The following is a 15,021-nucleotide window of genomic DNA, read 5'->3' on the forward strand; positions in this document are numbered from 1 at the left end:
AGCAGGCTGAAGCGGCCATCTTCCAGTACATCAACGGCTTCTACAATCCGCGCCGACGGCACTCAGCACTGGGCTGTCGCATTCGAACGGAAGGGGCTTAAACGAGCACTTGGGGCGGCACGAAACCGGGACAGGTCCAGTTTGAGGATGGGACGTACACCTTGCAATTCTTCCCTATGCGTGCCATATGATCCATGCTACTGACCTCTATTCGACTCTCTGTTTTCCTTTACCGGCTCACAGCGCTCGACATCGTTGTGAGAAGCCGGGCTGCCGCATGTCGTGGGCAGCGATTATAAAGGAAAATTCACATGGCCAATGGCACAGTGAAATGGTTCAACGCAACCAAAGGCTTCGGCTTTATTGCACCGGAAACGGGTGGAAAGGATGTTTTCCTGCACATTTCCGCACTTGAACGCTCGGGCATGACGACTTTGAATGACGATCAAAAGGTGACTTTTGATATCGAAGCTGGTCGCGACGGCCGCGAAAGCGCTACAAACATCGCGCTTGCCTAAGCATACGCAACGGGCGCTTTTAAGGCGCCCGTTCTGGCGCAGGACAGCTTAGCCTAACGGGATAAAAGCTTTTCGCTTGGGAGCCGAAACACTAAATCACAAGCGTCGCGCCAAGAGGACCTTGGCAAGAAAACTGCTTGTTTTCAATCATGGCAGCTTTAACCGGACAAATGGGCCTAGAAGGCTGCCGAGTTCAAAGCGCAGTTACTCACCATTTGCGAATTTGCGTTGTTCCGCGGTGTTGCCCTTTGCAATGTTCCGGGCGCCACTCGGCCTGCTAAGCCGTAAGGTACCCGGTTTGCGGAACCCATTAGTGCCAGTGGTCCATATAGGACGCCGTATCTGGAACCGGCTGCGTTATTCAAAACATCCTGAGACCGGCAAACGGGTCTCTAAAGTGAAACCTGATAGTGAGTGGATAACTGATGATGTCCCGGAACTGTGCATCGTGGATCAGGACCTTTGGGAAGCGGTCAAACGTCGGCAAGGCAGTGTTGATTGGAAGAGAAAAATTGCAATTTCTGGTGGAAAGAGGACATTCACGCTAGGAAATTGAACGACCGCTTCTCCTAAAAGTCAATTCACTGCAGCAATGCTTGGCCTGCCGCCGACATGGGTCACGACATAGTAGATCTGCCGTTCAAGCGATCCGAAATTCGTGCCGGTCGAATGCTCGCGCGGCAGAATGATGTAGCGTCCTTCGGCGCATGCTGTCAGAATGTCACACCAGCCAAGCAGCACCGCATTCAGTCGCTCGTAGGGACTGGCGGCGGTGGACACGTCGCGATGCCGAGATAGCCATCTTCGAATACATCAATGGTTTCTACAATCCACGACGCAGGCATTCAGCCCTCGGGTGGAAGAGTCGCTTAGCTTTCGAACGAAAGGCAACTTAAGTGAGCAATCGGAGCGGCATCAAACCGGGACAGGTCCATGCCAATGGCACTGACGCCTTGATGTCTGATCAACATGTTTTGCGTAATACTTATCAGTCTTGACGCGGCCTCTAAACTCTTGTCTAACTTCTCAATAACCTCTGGGGAATGACGTTTTGCAAGTGTTGTGTGCGACAAGCAGCTCAGACGAATATAGGCATTCAATAGATATCTGCACGTTCTGTTCAACAGCACCAAAGCCACGCCCAAACTGAGTGAAGATCAACAGGGCCGCGTGTGGATCCGCATCTTCCCCGATCTGCCGGTCACGGCAAAACCGATCGAGGTTCGGATGGGTAAAGGGAAGGGGTCTGTCGACCGTTGGACGGCCAAGGTGAAACCAGGTCGTGTGATGTTCGAAATCGACGGCGCGAACGACACCGTCGCCCGCGAAGCCCTACGCTTGGCCGCGATGAAACTGCCCGTGAAAACCCGGGTCGTGGTTCGCGAAGACTGGTAAACTTCGGGCTTGGGCCCTTATAGCAATATAGAACCCCGCTGTGAAAACGGCGGGGTTTTTGTTTGTCTGGTAGATATCTAGCCTATCGCAATCCTAGATTAAGACTGGGCGGGTAGTTATCGCCAACGGCCATAGTATTTAAGCCGTTTCCGAATGCCTTGCGGCTCCAGATGGCGATATTTACCCTTAGAAAAATGCCCACCATCCAAAGCTAAACCCTGTTTTATCAACTCCGCTCCAATATCCGTGCCGTCAGCTAAATAACACGTACCAACAAGTCGGTCATAAGATGTTTCGCCTGTTAACTCGCATCGAATTATTTGCCCTTTGCATAGATTAACCATAGCCCACTTCGATTTTTGGCCCCAAGGCTGGTCAAGTTCTGGAGCGTCAAGGCCTGCAAGTCGAACTTTGATATTTCCAATTACAATAGTGTCACCGTCAATAACCCAAGCGCGGCCTTTTAGGCGATGTGAGGTTGGAATTGGGGGCGGAGGATCATGTTCTACGCCAGATGTTGTCGGACGTTGCCTTTCTAACCCTTGACGTTCGGTGTTTTTATCGAAGTGTTCGGAAATTTTTTGTGAAGGCTTTTTATCGCTAATGCTGTAAATTAACCAAATTATTAAAAATATTGCAAAAATTCCTATCAACGCTTCCATGAAGTATAGACCCTACCCGTTGCGTCAGGCCACATTATCTAACTCCAAGCATAATTAAAACTCACTGAAATCCGCTCGTCTTCCGCCATGTTCATCGGCACCTCGTGGCGCAGCCAGCTTTCCCAAAGCAGGATGTCCCCCACCTCAGGTACCACATAGACGAACTGCCGTAACTCTTCACGCACGTCTTTCACGCGGGCGGGGGCGGCCATCATGAAGGGCAGGCGGGGGTCTTCGAATTTGATCGCGCTGGTCTCCTGCGGCATCGCCACATAGGTCGTGCCCGAGATCACGGAATGCGGGTGGATGTGACCGGTATGAATGCCGCCCTCGGGCAGGATATTGATCCAGATATCTTCTAAAACCAACTGCTTATCACCCAGATCGAACTGCACATCCTTGGCAAAAGCCGCGACGTGTTGGTCAATCACACCGACCAAATCCTTGAAGATCGGAAACCGCCAGGGTAGGTCGGTCAGCGACGCATAGGATGTATAGCCGGGATAGCCGTGTTCCTCGCACCAGTTCTGGCCTGCCTCATCATCCTCGGCAATGGCGATGCAGCTTGCCTCAAGCTCGGCAGTATCAATTTTGCCTAGTTGCGCGTGATAAAGGCGGGTGGCGAAAAGAGATTTGATCGTGGTCATACCAGACTGAATAACGTCCCGCCCATACTTGGAAAAGCTATTTCCGGGAATTTAACGACGTACTCAATCAAAAAAGTCCCAGACCAGGTCCAGGACTTCGCGACCAAACGTTTCCCCTGCTTGGTCATTTACTTTCTGATTTAGGCTTGAGATGCTTTTTGGCGAATGCATTCATTCAATGCGTCCGCACCGGCCTGCGTCCCATTTTCACCCGGAACGACCGTCGGGCTATCAAGATCGGTTGAGATGTATTGGCCAGTGGGTTGCACCTCAAACATGCATTTTGTCACCAAGTCAGGCTTGGGTGATCCGCATGCCGTAACAAGAAGCAGGGTTGCAAGCAGAAGTCCGTTTTTCATTATGATCTCACTTAGGATAAGTTTACCATCAACCTCATAAAAGCAATGCAGGTCGTATTCCACTTAAAGGCGGGTTAATGACCTCACGTCATCGATAATAGATGTCTGTGTTTGGGCCGAAAGAAATAAGGTCAGTCAAAGCAAAAAACGTAAGTTTGTGCTTGCCATACTGGTTTTGCGGTCCTATACGGACGCCTCATCATGAACTCCACTGGAATCAGGGTGACCCTTTTCGGGGCCTACCGGTGATGTTGAAAGGAAAAAGGCGATGAACGCCCAGGAACTGCGTGATAAGACACCTGATCAGCTGCGTGAGGAGCTGGCCAATCTGAAGAAAGAAAGCTTCAACCTGCGCTTTCAGCAAGCGACAGGTCAGCTGGAAAACACAGCCCGCATGAAAACGGTTCGCCGCGATGCTGCGCGCGTCAAAACAATTCTGAACGAAAAGGCCGCTGCTGCGGCATCGGAGGCTTGATCCTATGCCAAAGCGTATCCTTCAAGGTGTTGTGACAAGCAACCAGAACGAACAGACCGTCACAGTTTCGGTTGAGCGTCGTTTTACACACCCCGTTCTGAAAAAGACCATTCGTAAGTCCAAGAAATACCGGGCGCACGATGAAAAGAATGCCTTTAACGTTGGTGATACAGTCCGTATCCAGGAATGTCCGCCAAAGTCGAAGACAAAACGCTGGGAGGTTATTGCTGACTAAGCGATAGCCTTTCGGTTTAATCGAAACCCTGGGGAACAGGCAGGCACGCCCCCCATAGGTCGGGAGAAACCTAAATGATCCAGATGCAGACCAATCTGGATGTTGCTGACAACTCTGGCGCACGCCGGGTTCAGTGCATCAAGGTCCTGGGTGGTTCCAAGCGCAAATATGCGTCCGTGGGCGACATCATCGTCGTCTCGGTTAAGGAAGCCATCCCACGCGGCCGTGTGAAAAAGGGCGACGTTCGGAAGGCCGTCGTTGTTCGCACCGCCAAGGAAGTTCGCCGCGAAGACGGCACCGCGATCCGCTTTGATCGCAATGCAGCGGTCATTCTGAACAACAACAACGAACCCATCGGTACACGTATCTTTGGACCAGTTGTTCGTGAACTGCGCGCAAAGAATTTCATGAAAATCATCTCGCTCGCCCCGGAGGTGCTGTAAGATGGCCGCAAAACTGAAAAAAGGCGACAAGGTCGTCGTATTGGCCGGCAAGGACAAGGGCAAGGAAGGCACGATTTCTTCTGTTGATCCCAAGGCCGGTAAAGCTGTTGTGGATGGCGTGAATATCTCGATCCGTCACACAAAGCAAAGCCAGAACAGCCAGGGCGGGCGCATCCCTAAAGCGATGCCAATTGACCTGAGCAACCTGGCCATGTTGGACAAAAATGGCAAACCCACGCGCGTTGGTTTCCGTATGGAAGGCGACAAGAAAGTGCGTTTTGCCAAGACCACGGGGGACGTGATTGATGCTTGATACAGCAAACTACACCCCACGCCTGAAGACGGCCTATGTGGAAAACATCCGTGCCGCTCTGAAGGAAGAGTTTGGTTATAAAAATGATATGCAGATCCCGCGTCTGGACAAGATCGTCCTGAACATTGGCGCAGGGTCCGAGGCCGTCAAAGACAGCAAAAAGGTCAAATCCGCACAAGAGGATCTGACAGCGATTGCCGGACAGAAGGCCGTTGTCACCAAGGCCAAGAAATCCATCGCGGGCTTCCGCGTACGTGAAGAAATGCCGTTGGGCGTAAAAGTGACCCTGCGTGGCGAGCGTATGTATGAATTCCTCGATCGTCTGATCACCATCGCGATGCCACGGATCCGTGACTTCCGCGGGGTATCGGGCAAGTCGTTCGATGGCCGCGGCAACTATGCCATGGGCCTGAAGGAACACATCGTTTTCCCCGAGATCGACTTTGACAAGATCGACGAGGCTTGGGGTATGGATATCGTTATCTGCACCACCGCAAAGACTGATGCGGAAGCAAAGGCGCTGTTGAAGCATTTCAACATGCCGTTCAACAGCTAAGCGGTCGGGAGAGAGAGTTATGGCTAAAAAAGCAATGATCGAGCGCGAAAAGAAGCGTCAGCGTCTGGTGGAAAAATACGCCACCAAGCGCGCTGAGCTGAAAGAGATCGCGAATGACGAAAGCAAGCCCATGGAAGAGCGTTTCAAAGCGCGCCTTAAGCTTGCCAAACTGCCGCGCAACAGCTCGGCCACCCGGCTGCACAACCGGTGCCAGCTGACCGGTCGCCCTCATGCTTACTATCGTAAGTTGAAAGTGTCGCGGATCGCGCTGCGGGAACTTGGCTCAAATGGCCAGATCCCCGGCATGGTGAAATCGAGCTGGTAAGGGGAGATTAGAAAATGAACGATCCTCTTGGCGATATGCTTACCCGGATCCGCAATGCGCAAATGCGGGGCAAATCTACGGTTGTGACACCAGCATCCAAGCTGCGTGCCTGGGTTCTGGATGTTCTGGCTGACGAAGGCTACATCCGCGGATATGAAAAAACGACTGGTCAAGACGGCCATCCGGCCATCGAAATTAGTCTGAAATATTATGATGGCACCCCTGTCATTCGCGAACTCAAGCGGGTTTCAAAGCCCGGGCGTCGCGTTTACATGGGCGTTAAGGAAATTCCGCAGGTCCGCCAGGGCCTGGGTGTTTCGATTGTCAGCACGCCCAAGGGTGTGATGTCGGATGCAGCGGCGCGCTCCAACAATGTTGGTGGCGAAGTCCTCTGCACGGTCTTCTAGGGGGGTCTGGGATGTCTCGTATTGGGAAAAAACCGGTCGAGCTGCCATCGGGTGTCACTGCATCCGTGTCAGGCCAGACGATTGAAGTGAAGGGTCCGAAAGGCACCCGCAGCTTCACTGCGACCGATGATGTCACGATCAGCGTTGAAGACAATGTGATCAAGATCGACCCGCGTGGCATGTCGAAACGCGCACGCCAGCAGTGGGGCATGAGCCGCACGATGGTCGCCAATCTGGTGACCGGTGTGACCGATGGTTTCAAGAAAGAACTTGAGATCAATGGCGTTGGCTACCGTGCACAGATGCAGGGCAACACTTTGAAGTTGCAGCTGGGTTTGTCGCACGAGGTGAATTTTGAAGTCCCGCAGGGTGTGACTGTTACCGCGCCTAAACAGACCGAAATCGTCATCGAAGGCACTGATGAACAGCTTGTTGGTCAGGTCGCGGCGAACATCCGCGAATGGCGTAAGCCTGAGCCCTATAAGGGCAAAGGCATCAAATACAAAAATGAGTATATCTTCCGCAAGGAAGGTAAGAAGAAGTAAGGAACGCAACAATGGCAAACAGCAAACGAGATCTGTTCTTGAAGCGCCGCCTGCGCGTTCGGAACAAACTGCGGAAGCGGAATGTGGGCGGAATGCGCCTGTCCGTGCACCGTTCAAACAAAAACATCAGTGCTCAGCTGATCGACGATGTGAACGGCGTGACCGTTGCCTCGGCCTCTTCTTTGGAAAAGGACCTAGGCGTGATTGGCAAGAACAACGTCGAAGCCGCCGCCAAAGTTGGCGCGGCCATCGCCGAGCGTGCCAAGAAAGCCAAAGTGACCGAATGCTATTTCGATCGCGGTGGGTTTCTGTTTCATGGGAAGGTGAAGGCGCTGGCCGACGCTGCCCGTGAAGGCGGACTGAAGTTCTAAGGAGACGACAATGGCAGAACGTGAAAACAGAGGGCGGGGACGTCGCGACCGCGAGGAAGCCCCCGAATTCGCCGATCGTCTCGTGGCGATCAACCGTGTGTCCAAGACCGTGAAGGGTGGTAAGCGCTTTGGCTTCGCAGCCCTGGTGGTTGTGGGCGATCAGAAGGGCCGCGTGGGCTTTGGCAAGGGGAAAGCGAAAGAGGTGCCCGAGGCGATCCGCAAGGCGACCGAGCAAGCCAAGCGCCAGATGATCCGCGTGCCCCTGCGTGAGGGCCGGACGCTGCACCATGATATCGAGGGCCGCCATGGCGCCGGTAAAGTGGTCATGCGCACCGCCCCAACCGGGACCGGGATCATCGCTGGTGGTCCAATGCGGGCCGTGTTCGAGATGCTGGGCGTTCAGGACGTTGTTGCGAAGTCGATCGGCTCGCAGAACCCATACAACATGATCCGCGCCACCATCGACGGTCTGCAGAAAGAGGGCAGCCCCCGCATGGTCGCCCAACGTCGTGGCAAAAAGGTTGCTGATATCCTGCACAAGGAAGACGCACCTTCGAAAGCGCCTGCTGAAGACGCAGCCGCGACAGACGCGTAGGGAGACGGAGCAATGGCAAAAACCATCGTCGTCAAGCAGATTGGCAGCCCGATCCGCCGCCCCGCCAAACAGCGCCAGACGCTGATCGGCCTGGGCCTGAACAAGATGCACAAGACCCGCGAACTGGAAGATACCCCTTCGGTCCGCGGCATGGTCAACAGCATCCCGCATCTGGTCGAGATCATCGAAGAACGCGGCTAAGCCCCTGCGCAGTCCCGGACTTGATCCGGGACCTCATAGAACAAACGCCCCGCGGGAAACCGTTGGGGCGTTTTGCATTACTTTTAAATCTGTTTATGGCTTGATCAAGAAACTTCGGGCAGGCGACATTATGATAGAATTCCATGGTTGGGTAACTCTTCGCGAAGCCTATCGTGAAGTAGATGAAGATGATCAGTTATTTAAAACTTCACTTAAACAGATTGCTGCGTCTACCGAGGACATTGTAAAAAAGTCCAATGTCGTAGCTATGATAGTTGAGCAGAACGGCGCTACTAATCTGATAGTGAATGGTAATTTAAACCATGCAGATAATCGTTGGTCGGAAATTGTAGAGCTATTCCATATGATTGCGAATATCGCGGTTGGGTCATACGGACTTTTACACTTTCACAACGATGAAGATGCTTTCGGCAAGCATAACATGTTTCAAGTCTACGTACTTCGAAAGGGTAATTTGAAGTTGGCGGATGATATACATCTATCGCCCTATTTCCCCAAGCTGGAAGAGTAATCGGGTGAAACAGTATTGCAATGTTATCGACCTGCGCTTATACGCCCTCAGTGGTCCTTCAAAGGCCCGACTCAACAAAACCAAGAAATGCCGTGGTTGGCCCAGAACGCTTCGGGGGTCACATCCGGCTTAGGAGAAGCGAAATGAAATTGAATGAACTCCGGGATAATCCCGGTGCAACCAAGAAACGTAAACGCGTTGGACGTGGTCCTGGTTCGGGCATGGGTAAAACCGGTGGCCGCGGGATCAAGGGGCAGAAGTCCCGCTCGGGCGTCGCGATCAAGGGTTTCGAAGGCGGTCAGATGCCGCTTTATCAACGCCTTCCAAAGCGTGGATTTAACAAGCCCAACCGCAAGAAATTTGCTGTCGTCAACCTGGGCCTGATCCAGAAATTCATCGACGCCAAGAAACTGGATGCCAAGGGTGAGATCACCGAAGACACCCTAGTCGCCAGTGGTCTGGTGCGCCGTAAACTGGACGGTGTCCGCATTCTGGCAAAGGGTGATTTTTCGGCCAAGGTGACGCTGAATGTCACCGGCGCGTCGAAGTCTGCTATTGAGGCTGTCGAAAAGGCCGGCGGTTCACTTAACGTCACAACGGCGGCAGCCGCAGAATAAAAGGTTGTGGGCGGCGCGAGGGCCGCTTACATAAACCCAACGAGTTTCCAAAGCGCCGCCGTCCGGGAAACCGGTCAGGCGGCGCTGATTTGAAAGAGATCGCGTATGGCTTCTGCAGCAGAGCAAATGGCGGCGAACATCAGCTGGGGCGCCCTCGGGAAAGCCACTGAGCTTCGCCAACGTATATTTTTCACTATCGGACTTCTGATCGTTTACAGGATCGGTACCTATATTCCGGCCCCTGGTATTGATGCGGCTGCCCTGCAGAATTTTATGAATGAAGCTGCATCAGGCATTGCCGGTGTGTTGGGCATGTTCACGGGCGGCGCACTCAGCCGGATGGGGATCTTTGCCCTTGGGATCATGCCATATATCTCGGCTTCGATCATCGTTCAGCTGATGACCGCCATGGTGCCGTCGCTGGAACAGTTGAAGAAAGAGGGCGAACAGGGCCGCAAAAAGATCAACCAATATACCCGCTACGGCACGGTGTTTCTGGCGACGTTCCAGGCCTACGGTCTGGCCGTCAGTCTTGAGGCCGGCGGGCTGGTGGCCGACCCGGGCTGGTTCTTCCGCATTTCCTGCGTTGTGACCCTGGTTGGTGGTACAATGTTCCTGATGTGGCTGGGTGAACAGATCACTGCACGCGGTATTGGTAACGGGATTTCATTGATCATTTTTGTTGGCATTATCGCTGAAATCCCCGGCGCTTTGGCACAGTTCTTTGAGCAGGGTCGGAACAACGTGATCAGCCCTGCTGTGATCGTCGGTGTGATCTTCATGATCTTTGCCACGCTGCTGTTTGTGGTATTCATGGAACGATCTTTGCGCAAGATCCATATTCAGTATCCCCGCCGTCAGGTGGGTATGAAGGTCTATGATGGCGGTTCCAGCCATCTGCCGATCAAGGTGAACCCGGCCGGTGTGATCCCCGCGATTTTCGCCAGTTCGCTGCTGCTGTTGCCAACAACTGTTTCGACGTTTTCGGGTCAGGATGCGGGTCCGGTGATGTCGACGCTGCTGGCGTACTTTGGGCCCGGACAGCCGCTTTATTTTGCGTTCTTTGGCGGCATGATCATCTTTTTCACGTATTTCTATACGCTGAATGTGTCGTTCAAAGTCGATGATGTGGCCGATAACCTGAAGAACCAGAACGGTTTCGTGCCTGGCATTCGCCCCGGCAAAAAGACTGCCGAGTATCTGGAGTATGTGGTCAATCGCATATTGGTGCTTGGGTCTGCCTATCTGGCTTTTGTCTGTCTGCTGCCCGAGATGATCCGCAACGAACTTGCGATCACAGCTTATTTCGGCGGCACGTCGATCCTGATTATCGTGTCCGTCGGGATGGATACGATCCAGCAGATACAGTCGCATTTGCTGGCACATCAATACGAAGGACTTCTTGAAAAGTCTCAATTGCGCGGCAGAAAGCGCACCAAGAAGGGACCTGCCAGACGATGACGAATATCATACTGCTCGGACCACCGGGCGCCGGTAAGGGAACTCAGGCGCGGCGTCTGGTAGAAGAGTGGGACATGGTACAACTGTCCACCGGCGACATGCTGAAAGAGGCGATTGCCCAAGGCACCGAGCTGGGTAAGCAGGTCGAGGGTATCATGGCACGCGGTGAGCTGGTGACAGACGAAATCGTTATTGGCCTGATCGAAGAAAAGCTGAATGGTGATCTGCCGGGGGGCGTGATTTTTGACGGCTTTCCCCGGACACTTGCACAGGCTGACGCCTTGGCCGATCTGCTGGCCAAGATGGGGCAGCGTCTGGATGCTGTGATCGAGATGCAGGTCGACGACGATGTGCTGGTCGAACGTGTCACAGGTCGGTCGACCTGCGGCAATTGTGGTGAGGTCTATCATGATGTGACCAAACCCCAGCCTGCGGATGGGAAATGCAGCGTCTGTGGCGCCAGCGATTTCCGCCGCCGTCCCGATGATAACGAAGAATCGCTGCGCAAGCGTCTGATGGAATACTATAAGAAAACATCGCCCCTGATCGGATATTACTATGCCAAGGGGGATTTGACCGGTGTCAATGGTTTGGCTGACATCGAAACGGTTGCCGGTGACATAAAGAAAGTTCTTGACAAGAGGTAAACACCCTTGACGCTTGGGCCAAAAGCCCATAGCTAGCGCTATCTCTGATGAGAATCGAATTTGCATATGGGGCTAGCTCGTATCGCAAGACCACCTGAAAATCAGCTGCGGCCCGACGGCGGATGCCTCGGGCCTACGTTGTGAAAAAAGGTTCTGGAGCTACGGAACCGCAACGAAAGGAATATAAAACGTGGCACGTATCGCCGGCGTAAACATCCCGACCAACAAACGGGTCCCAATCGCCCTGACTTATATCACCGGAATTGGCCGTGCGTCTGCACAGCAAATCTGCGAAGCCGTTAAAATTGAAGAATCCCGTCGCGTGAACGAACTGAGCGACGCCGAGGTTCTGGCCATCCGCGAACATATCGACGCTAACTACAACGTCGAAGGTGATCTGCGCCGCGAAGTGCAGATGAACATCAAACGTTTGATGGATCTGGGCTGCTATCGCGGTTTGCGTCACCGTCGTAACCTTCCTGTTCGCGGTCAGCGGACACATACCAATGCGCGCACGCGCAAAGGTCCGGCGAAACCGATCGCCGGCAAGAAGAAGTAAGGGGGGCACGACATGGCACGCGAAGCACGTCGCACGAAAAAGAAGGTCTCCAAGAACATCGCCGCAGGTGTGGCGCATGTGAACAGCACCTTTAACAACACGAAAATTCTGATCTCAGACGTTCAGGGCAACGCGATTGCTTGGTCGTCTGCCGGGACAATGGGCTTCAAAGGCTCACGGAAGTCGACACCCTATGCCGCACAGATGGCTGCAGAAGACGCAGGCAAAAAGGCACAGGAACACGGTGTAAAGACATTGGAAGTCGAAGTGCAGGGCCCCGGCTCGGGCCGCGAAAGTGCGCTGCGTGCGCTGGCCGCCATCGGGTTCAACATCACGTCAATTCGCGACGTGACACCGATTGCACACAACGGCTGTCGTCCGCCAAAACGTCGCCGCGTTTAATCAGGTTTTCAATTCCGGGGCATGGCAGGCTTGCCCCGGTTCGTCATTTTTATCCTCGGGCGCGTGCCTTTTAGGACATGGAAGGCAGGCAGGAATGGAGGGACGCATGATCCACAAAAACTGGGCAGAACTGATCAAACCAACACAACTTGAGGTCAAGCCGGGAAACGATCCCATGCGGCAGGCGACAGTTGTGGCCGAACCGCTTGAGCGCGGTTTCGGGTTGACGTTGGGCAACGCCCTGCGCCGCGTTTTGATGAGCTCGCTTCAGGGCGCTGCAATCACCAGCGTTCAGATTGATAATGTATTGCACGAGTTTTCCAGCGTCGCTGGCGTGCGTGAAGATGTCACTGATATCATTTTGAACCTCAAGGGTGTCGCGATCCGTATGGAAGTCGAAGGGCCAAAGCGTCTGTCGATTTCGGCCAAGGGCCCTGGCGTTGTAAAGGCTGGCGATATCGCCGAGACCGCCGGTATCGAAATTCTGAACCGCGAACATGTAATCTGCCATCTGGATGATGGGGCTGATCTTTACATGGAATTGACCGTCAACACGGGCAAAGGCTATGTTGCGGCTGACAAAAACCGGCCAGAGGACGCCCCGATTGGTCTGATGCCGATCGATGCGATCTATTCACCGGTCAAAAAGGTCAGCTACGACGTGCAGCCGACCCGAGAAGGTCAGGTTCTGGACTATGACAAACTAACGCTGAAGCTGGAAACCGATGGGTCGGTCACGCCGGATGATGCCGTTGCCTATGCAGCACGTATCCTGCAGGATCAACTTTCGATCTTTGTGAACTTCGACGAACCTGAAAGCGCCACGGCCCAACAGGAAGACGACGGGCTGGAATTCAACCCGCTGTTGCTGAAGAAAGTCGATGAACTTGAACTGTCGGTACGTTCGGCAAACTGTCTGAAGAACGACAATATTGTCTACATTGGCGATCTGATCCAGAAGACGGAAGCCGAGATGCTCCGTACGCCGAACTTTGGCCGCAAGTCATTGAATGAAATCAAGGAAGTGCTGTCTGGCATGGGGCTGCATCTTGGCATGGATGTTGAAGACTGGCCGCCAGACAACATCGAAGACCTCGCCAAGAAATTCGAGGATTCGTTTTAATCTGCAGGGTGGGGCTTCGGCCCCATTTGCACACCGGGCAATCCCGCCCCAAGGAGAGTGGCTGACACGCATCAGCCGCCAGACAAAGCAAAAGCTGAATAAGGACTAAGAAAATGCGTCACGCAAAAGGCTATCGTCGCCTGAACCGAACCCATGAACACCGCAAGGCGTTGTTTGCGAATATGGCGGGTTCGCTGATCGAACACGAACAGATCAAAACAACCTTGCCCAAGGCCAAGGAATTGCGCCCGGTGATTGAAAAGCTGATCACTTTGGGTAAACGTGGTGATGAACACGCACGTCGTCAGGCCGCTAGCCAGTTGAAACAATACCAATACGTCGAAAAGCTGTTTGACGTGCTGGCCCCGCGTTACAAGGACCGTCAGGGCGGATATGTGCGTGTCCTGAAAGCGGGTTTCCGTTATGGCGACATGGCTCCGATGGCGATTATTGAATTTGTGGATCGCGATGTGGCTGCCAAAGGCGCTGCTGATAAAGCACGTGTGGCTGAACAAGAAGCCGCTGAAGAGTAAGCTTTGGCTGGTCGTTGGATTTGAAAAACCCTGCGGTGTCCCGCAGGGTTTTGTTTTGAGTATTTATGGAACAATGATGGTCAGGCCGCTTTGAGTTGTTCGCGGTGATGTGGGGCCATGAAATCGATGTTCGGGTTGATCGGAATAACCCGATGCGGATTGATGGTCTCGTGGCTATAATGATAGTGGCGCACGATATGTTCCATATTCACGGTCTCGGCGACGCCGGGCCATTGGTAAAGCTCACGCACATAGCCTGACAGGTTCGGATAATCGATTATCCGCGCCCGATTGCATTTGAAATGCAGGTGATAGACGTGGTCAAAGCGGATCAGCGTTGTGAACAGGCGCCAATCAGCCTCGGTCAGGCGATCACCCATCAGATAACGGTTTTCAGACAAGCGTTTTTCCAGCCAGTCGAGGCTATTAAACAGCGGCGCAACCGCTGCGTCATATGCGCTTTGGCTTGTTGCGAAGCCTGCTTTGTAAACGCCGTTGTTGACGGTGTCATAGATGCGGCTGTTCACCTCTTCGATATCATCGCGCATATTAGCGGGCCAGAAATCGAGGGTGTTGCCGGTCAGCCCGTCGAAGGCCGAATTGAACATGCGGATGATTTCCGAGCTTTCATTCGACACAATGGTTTCGCGTTTTTTATCCCACAGGATCGGTACGGTGACGCGGCCCGAGATGCCAGGGTCGGCTTTCAGATAGATGTCGCGGGCGAAGGGCAGGCCATAAAGCGTGTCGCCGGTCGCGCCGTGGTCGTCTGTTTCAAACGTCCAGCCGTCGGACAGCATATCAGGGTGCACGGCCGAGACGGTGATGTGATCCTCAAGCCCCTTCAGCTTGCGAAATATCAGCGTGCGGTGCGCCCAAGGGCAGGCGTAGCTGACATATAGATGATAGCGACCGCTTTCCGCTGGAAAGCCCCCTTCGCCGAACGGTCCTGCGCTGCCGTCTGCCGTGATCCAGTTGCGGAACTTCGCGGTCGAGCGAACAAATTTACCGCCCGTCGATTTCGTGTCGTACCATTCGTCATGCCAGACGCCGTCTACCAGTTGGCCCATTGCCATCTCCTTTACGCTTGGCTTTCAAAT

27 protein-coding genes and 1 pseudogene are annotated in these 15,021 nt (G+C 53.7%); 23 read left to right on the forward strand and 5 right to left on the reverse strand.

Features of this window, described 5'->3' with window-relative positions:
- Positions 1 to 311: 311 nt before the first annotated feature.
- Both H7848_RS17090 and H7848_RS20275 read left to right on the forward strand, forming a co-directional pair.
- On the forward strand, positions 312 to 518 hold the full coding sequence (locus tag H7848_RS17090) for a cold-shock protein (protein WP_208353956.1): 207 nt from the start codon (positions 312 to 314) through the stop codon (positions 516 to 518).
- Between the two features lie 253 nt (positions 519 to 771).
- The gene (locus tag H7848_RS20275) at positions 772 to 1,074 is read left to right on the forward strand and encodes a recombinase family protein (protein ID WP_208354013.1); all 303 of its coding nucleotides are present in this window, start codon (positions 772 to 774) and stop codon (positions 1,072 to 1,074) included.
- A 20-nt stretch (positions 1,075 to 1,094) separates the two neighbouring features.
- On the opposite strand, the gene H7848_RS17100 is transcribed toward H7848_RS20275, so the two are convergent.
- A complete protein-coding gene (locus tag H7848_RS17100) occupies positions 1,095 to 1,298 on the reverse strand; it encodes a hypothetical protein (protein ID WP_208354016.1) in 204 nt (67 codons plus the stop codon).
- Here H7848_RS17100 and H7848_RS17105 point away from each other — a divergent pair.
- Together H7848_RS17105 and rplP are read left to right on the forward strand one after the other, a co-directional pair.
- A pseudogene (locus H7848_RS17105) lies at positions 1,283 to 1,414 on the forward strand (IS3-like element IS1133 family transposase); the annotation flags it as partial. The gene H7848_RS17100 and the pseudogene H7848_RS17105 overlap by 16 nt on opposite strands.
- Before the next feature lie 211 nt (positions 1,415 to 1,625).
- Entirely contained in the window at positions 1,626 to 1,913 is a 288-nt protein-coding gene (rplP, locus tag H7848_RS17110; protein WP_208354015.1) for a 50S ribosomal protein L16, read from the forward strand.
- A gap of 116 nt (positions 1,914 to 2,029) precedes the next feature.
- Here rplP and H7848_RS17115 read toward each other — a convergent pair whose 3' ends face one another.
- The 3 genes from H7848_RS17115 to H7848_RS17125 form a co-directional block, all read right to left on the reverse strand.
- Positions 2,030 to 2,575, reverse strand: coding sequence for a thermonuclease family protein (locus tag H7848_RS17115; protein ID WP_208353957.1), 546 nt, complete (start codon positions 2,573 to 2,575; stop codon positions 2,030 to 2,032).
- Positions 2,576 to 2,613: 38 nt separating this feature from the next.
- The gene (locus H7848_RS17120) at positions 2,614 to 3,222 is read right to left on the reverse strand and encodes a TIGR02466 family protein (RefSeq protein WP_208353958.1); all 609 of its coding nucleotides are present in this window, start codon (positions 3,220 to 3,222) and stop codon (positions 2,614 to 2,616) included.
- 140 nt (positions 3,223 to 3,362) lie between these two features.
- The gene (locus H7848_RS17125; protein WP_208353960.1) at positions 3,363 to 3,581 is read right to left on the reverse strand and encodes a hypothetical protein; all 219 of its coding nucleotides are present in this window, start codon (positions 3,579 to 3,581) and stop codon (positions 3,363 to 3,365) included.
- A 268-nt stretch (positions 3,582 to 3,849) separates the two neighbouring features.
- Between H7848_RS17125 and rpmC the strand changes: the two genes are divergently transcribed.
- The 19 genes from rpmC to rplQ all read left to right on the forward strand — a co-directional run bounded on the left by rpmC (position 3,850) and on the right by rplQ (position 13,921).
- Positions 3,850 to 4,056 carry a 50S ribosomal protein L29 gene (rpmC, locus tag H7848_RS17130; protein ID WP_208353962.1) on the forward strand — a complete coding sequence of 69 codons (207 nt, stop codon included), beginning with the start codon at positions 3,850 to 3,852 and terminating at the stop codon, positions 4,054 to 4,056.
- A 4-nt stretch (positions 4,057 to 4,060) separates the two neighbouring features.
- Positions 4,061 to 4,291: a 30S ribosomal protein S17 gene (rpsQ, locus tag H7848_RS17135; protein WP_208353964.1), complete on the forward strand. Its 231-nt coding sequence runs from the start codon at positions 4,061 to 4,063 to the stop codon at positions 4,289 to 4,291.
- Between the two features lie 74 nt (positions 4,292 to 4,365).
- On the forward strand, positions 4,366 to 4,734 hold the full coding sequence (gene rplN, locus H7848_RS17140; RefSeq protein WP_011567679.1) for a 50S ribosomal protein L14: 369 nt from the start codon (positions 4,366 to 4,368) through the stop codon (positions 4,732 to 4,734).
- 1 nt (position 4,735) lies between these two features.
- A complete protein-coding gene (gene rplX, locus H7848_RS17145) occupies positions 4,736 to 5,047 on the forward strand; it encodes a 50S ribosomal protein L24 (RefSeq protein ID WP_208353966.1) in 312 nt (103 codons plus the stop codon).
- Positions 5,040 to 5,603 carry a 50S ribosomal protein L5 gene (gene rplE / locus H7848_RS17150; RefSeq protein ID WP_208353968.1) on the forward strand — a complete coding sequence of 188 codons (564 nt, stop codon included), beginning with the start codon at positions 5,040 to 5,042 and terminating at the stop codon, positions 5,601 to 5,603. The genes rplX and rplE overlap by 8 nt, the downstream gene beginning before the upstream one ends.
- Positions 5,604 to 5,622: 19 nt before the next feature.
- Positions 5,623 to 5,928 carry a 30S ribosomal protein S14 gene (rpsN, locus tag H7848_RS17155; protein ID WP_208353970.1) on the forward strand — a complete coding sequence of 102 codons (306 nt, stop codon included), beginning with the start codon at positions 5,623 to 5,625 and terminating at the stop codon, positions 5,926 to 5,928.
- A 14-nt stretch (positions 5,929 to 5,942) separates the two neighbouring features.
- Positions 5,943 to 6,335: a 30S ribosomal protein S8 gene (gene rpsH, locus H7848_RS17160; protein ID WP_208353972.1), complete on the forward strand. Its 393-nt coding sequence runs from the start codon at positions 5,943 to 5,945 to the stop codon at positions 6,333 to 6,335.
- 11 nt (positions 6,336 to 6,346) lie between these two features.
- Positions 6,347 to 6,880, forward strand: a complete 534-nt coding sequence (gene rplF / locus H7848_RS17165; RefSeq protein WP_208353973.1) for a 50S ribosomal protein L6 — start codon at positions 6,347 to 6,349, stop codon at positions 6,878 to 6,880.
- An 11-nt stretch (positions 6,881 to 6,891) separates the two neighbouring features.
- Positions 6,892 to 7,251, forward strand: a complete 360-nt coding sequence (rplR, locus tag H7848_RS17170; protein WP_208353974.1) for a 50S ribosomal protein L18 — start codon at positions 6,892 to 6,894, stop codon at positions 7,249 to 7,251.
- Between the two features lie 10 nt (positions 7,252 to 7,261).
- The gene (gene rpsE / locus H7848_RS17175) at positions 7,262 to 7,846 is read left to right on the forward strand and encodes a 30S ribosomal protein S5 (RefSeq protein ID WP_208353976.1); all 585 of its coding nucleotides are present in this window, start codon (positions 7,262 to 7,264) and stop codon (positions 7,844 to 7,846) included.
- A 12-nt stretch (positions 7,847 to 7,858) separates the two neighbouring features.
- A complete protein-coding gene (rpmD, locus tag H7848_RS17180) occupies positions 7,859 to 8,047 on the forward strand; it encodes a 50S ribosomal protein L30 (RefSeq protein ID WP_208353977.1) in 189 nt (62 codons plus the stop codon).
- Between the two features lie 130 nt (positions 8,048 to 8,177).
- Positions 8,178 to 8,579, forward strand: a complete 402-nt coding sequence (locus tag H7848_RS17185; protein WP_208353979.1) for an Imm7 family immunity protein — start codon at positions 8,178 to 8,180, stop codon at positions 8,577 to 8,579.
- A 143-nt stretch (positions 8,580 to 8,722) separates the two neighbouring features.
- Complete coding sequence (gene rplO / locus H7848_RS17190) at positions 8,723 to 9,196, forward strand: 50S ribosomal protein L15 (protein ID WP_208353981.1); 474 nt, start codon at positions 8,723 to 8,725, stop codon at positions 9,194 to 9,196.
- 105 nt (positions 9,197 to 9,301) lie between these two features.
- Positions 9,302 to 10,657 carry a preprotein translocase subunit SecY gene (gene secY / locus H7848_RS17195; protein ID WP_208353982.1) on the forward strand — a complete coding sequence of 452 codons (1,356 nt, stop codon included), beginning with the start codon at positions 9,302 to 9,304 and terminating at the stop codon, positions 10,655 to 10,657.
- Entirely contained in the window at positions 10,654 to 11,304 is a 651-nt protein-coding gene (locus tag H7848_RS17200; RefSeq protein WP_208353983.1) for an adenylate kinase, read from the forward strand. The genes secY and H7848_RS17200 overlap by 4 nt, the downstream gene beginning before the upstream one ends.
- A 190-nt stretch (positions 11,305 to 11,494) precedes the next feature.
- On the forward strand, positions 11,495 to 11,863 hold the full coding sequence (gene rpsM / locus H7848_RS17205) for a 30S ribosomal protein S13 (protein WP_208353984.1): 369 nt from the start codon (positions 11,495 to 11,497) through the stop codon (positions 11,861 to 11,863).
- 12 nt (positions 11,864 to 11,875) lie between these two features.
- Positions 11,876 to 12,265: a 30S ribosomal protein S11 gene (rpsK, locus tag H7848_RS17210; protein ID WP_208353985.1), complete on the forward strand. Its 390-nt coding sequence runs from the start codon at positions 11,876 to 11,878 to the stop codon at positions 12,263 to 12,265.
- Positions 12,266 to 12,371: 106 nt separating this feature from the next.
- The gene (locus tag H7848_RS17215) at positions 12,372 to 13,388 is read left to right on the forward strand and encodes a DNA-directed RNA polymerase subunit alpha (RefSeq protein ID WP_208353986.1); all 1,017 of its coding nucleotides are present in this window, start codon (positions 12,372 to 12,374) and stop codon (positions 13,386 to 13,388) included.
- A gap of 113 nt (positions 13,389 to 13,501) precedes the next feature.
- Positions 13,502 to 13,921, forward strand: coding sequence for a 50S ribosomal protein L17 (gene rplQ / locus H7848_RS17220; RefSeq protein ID WP_208353987.1), 420 nt, complete (start codon positions 13,502 to 13,504; stop codon positions 13,919 to 13,921).
- Between the two features lie 80 nt (positions 13,922 to 14,001).
- On the opposite strand, the gene H7848_RS17225 is transcribed toward rplQ, so the two are convergent.
- The gene (locus tag H7848_RS17225) at positions 14,002 to 14,991 is read right to left on the reverse strand and encodes a glutathione S-transferase family protein (RefSeq protein ID WP_208353988.1); all 990 of its coding nucleotides are present in this window, start codon (positions 14,989 to 14,991) and stop codon (positions 14,002 to 14,004) included.
- Between the last annotated feature and the right edge of the window lie 30 nt (positions 14,992 to 15,021).

The organism is Pseudaestuariivita rosea (assembly GCF_017592335.1).
In the GTDB taxonomy this organism is placed as follows: Bacteria; Pseudomonadota; Alphaproteobacteria; order Rhodobacterales; family Rhodobacteraceae; genus Parasulfitobacter; species Parasulfitobacter rosea.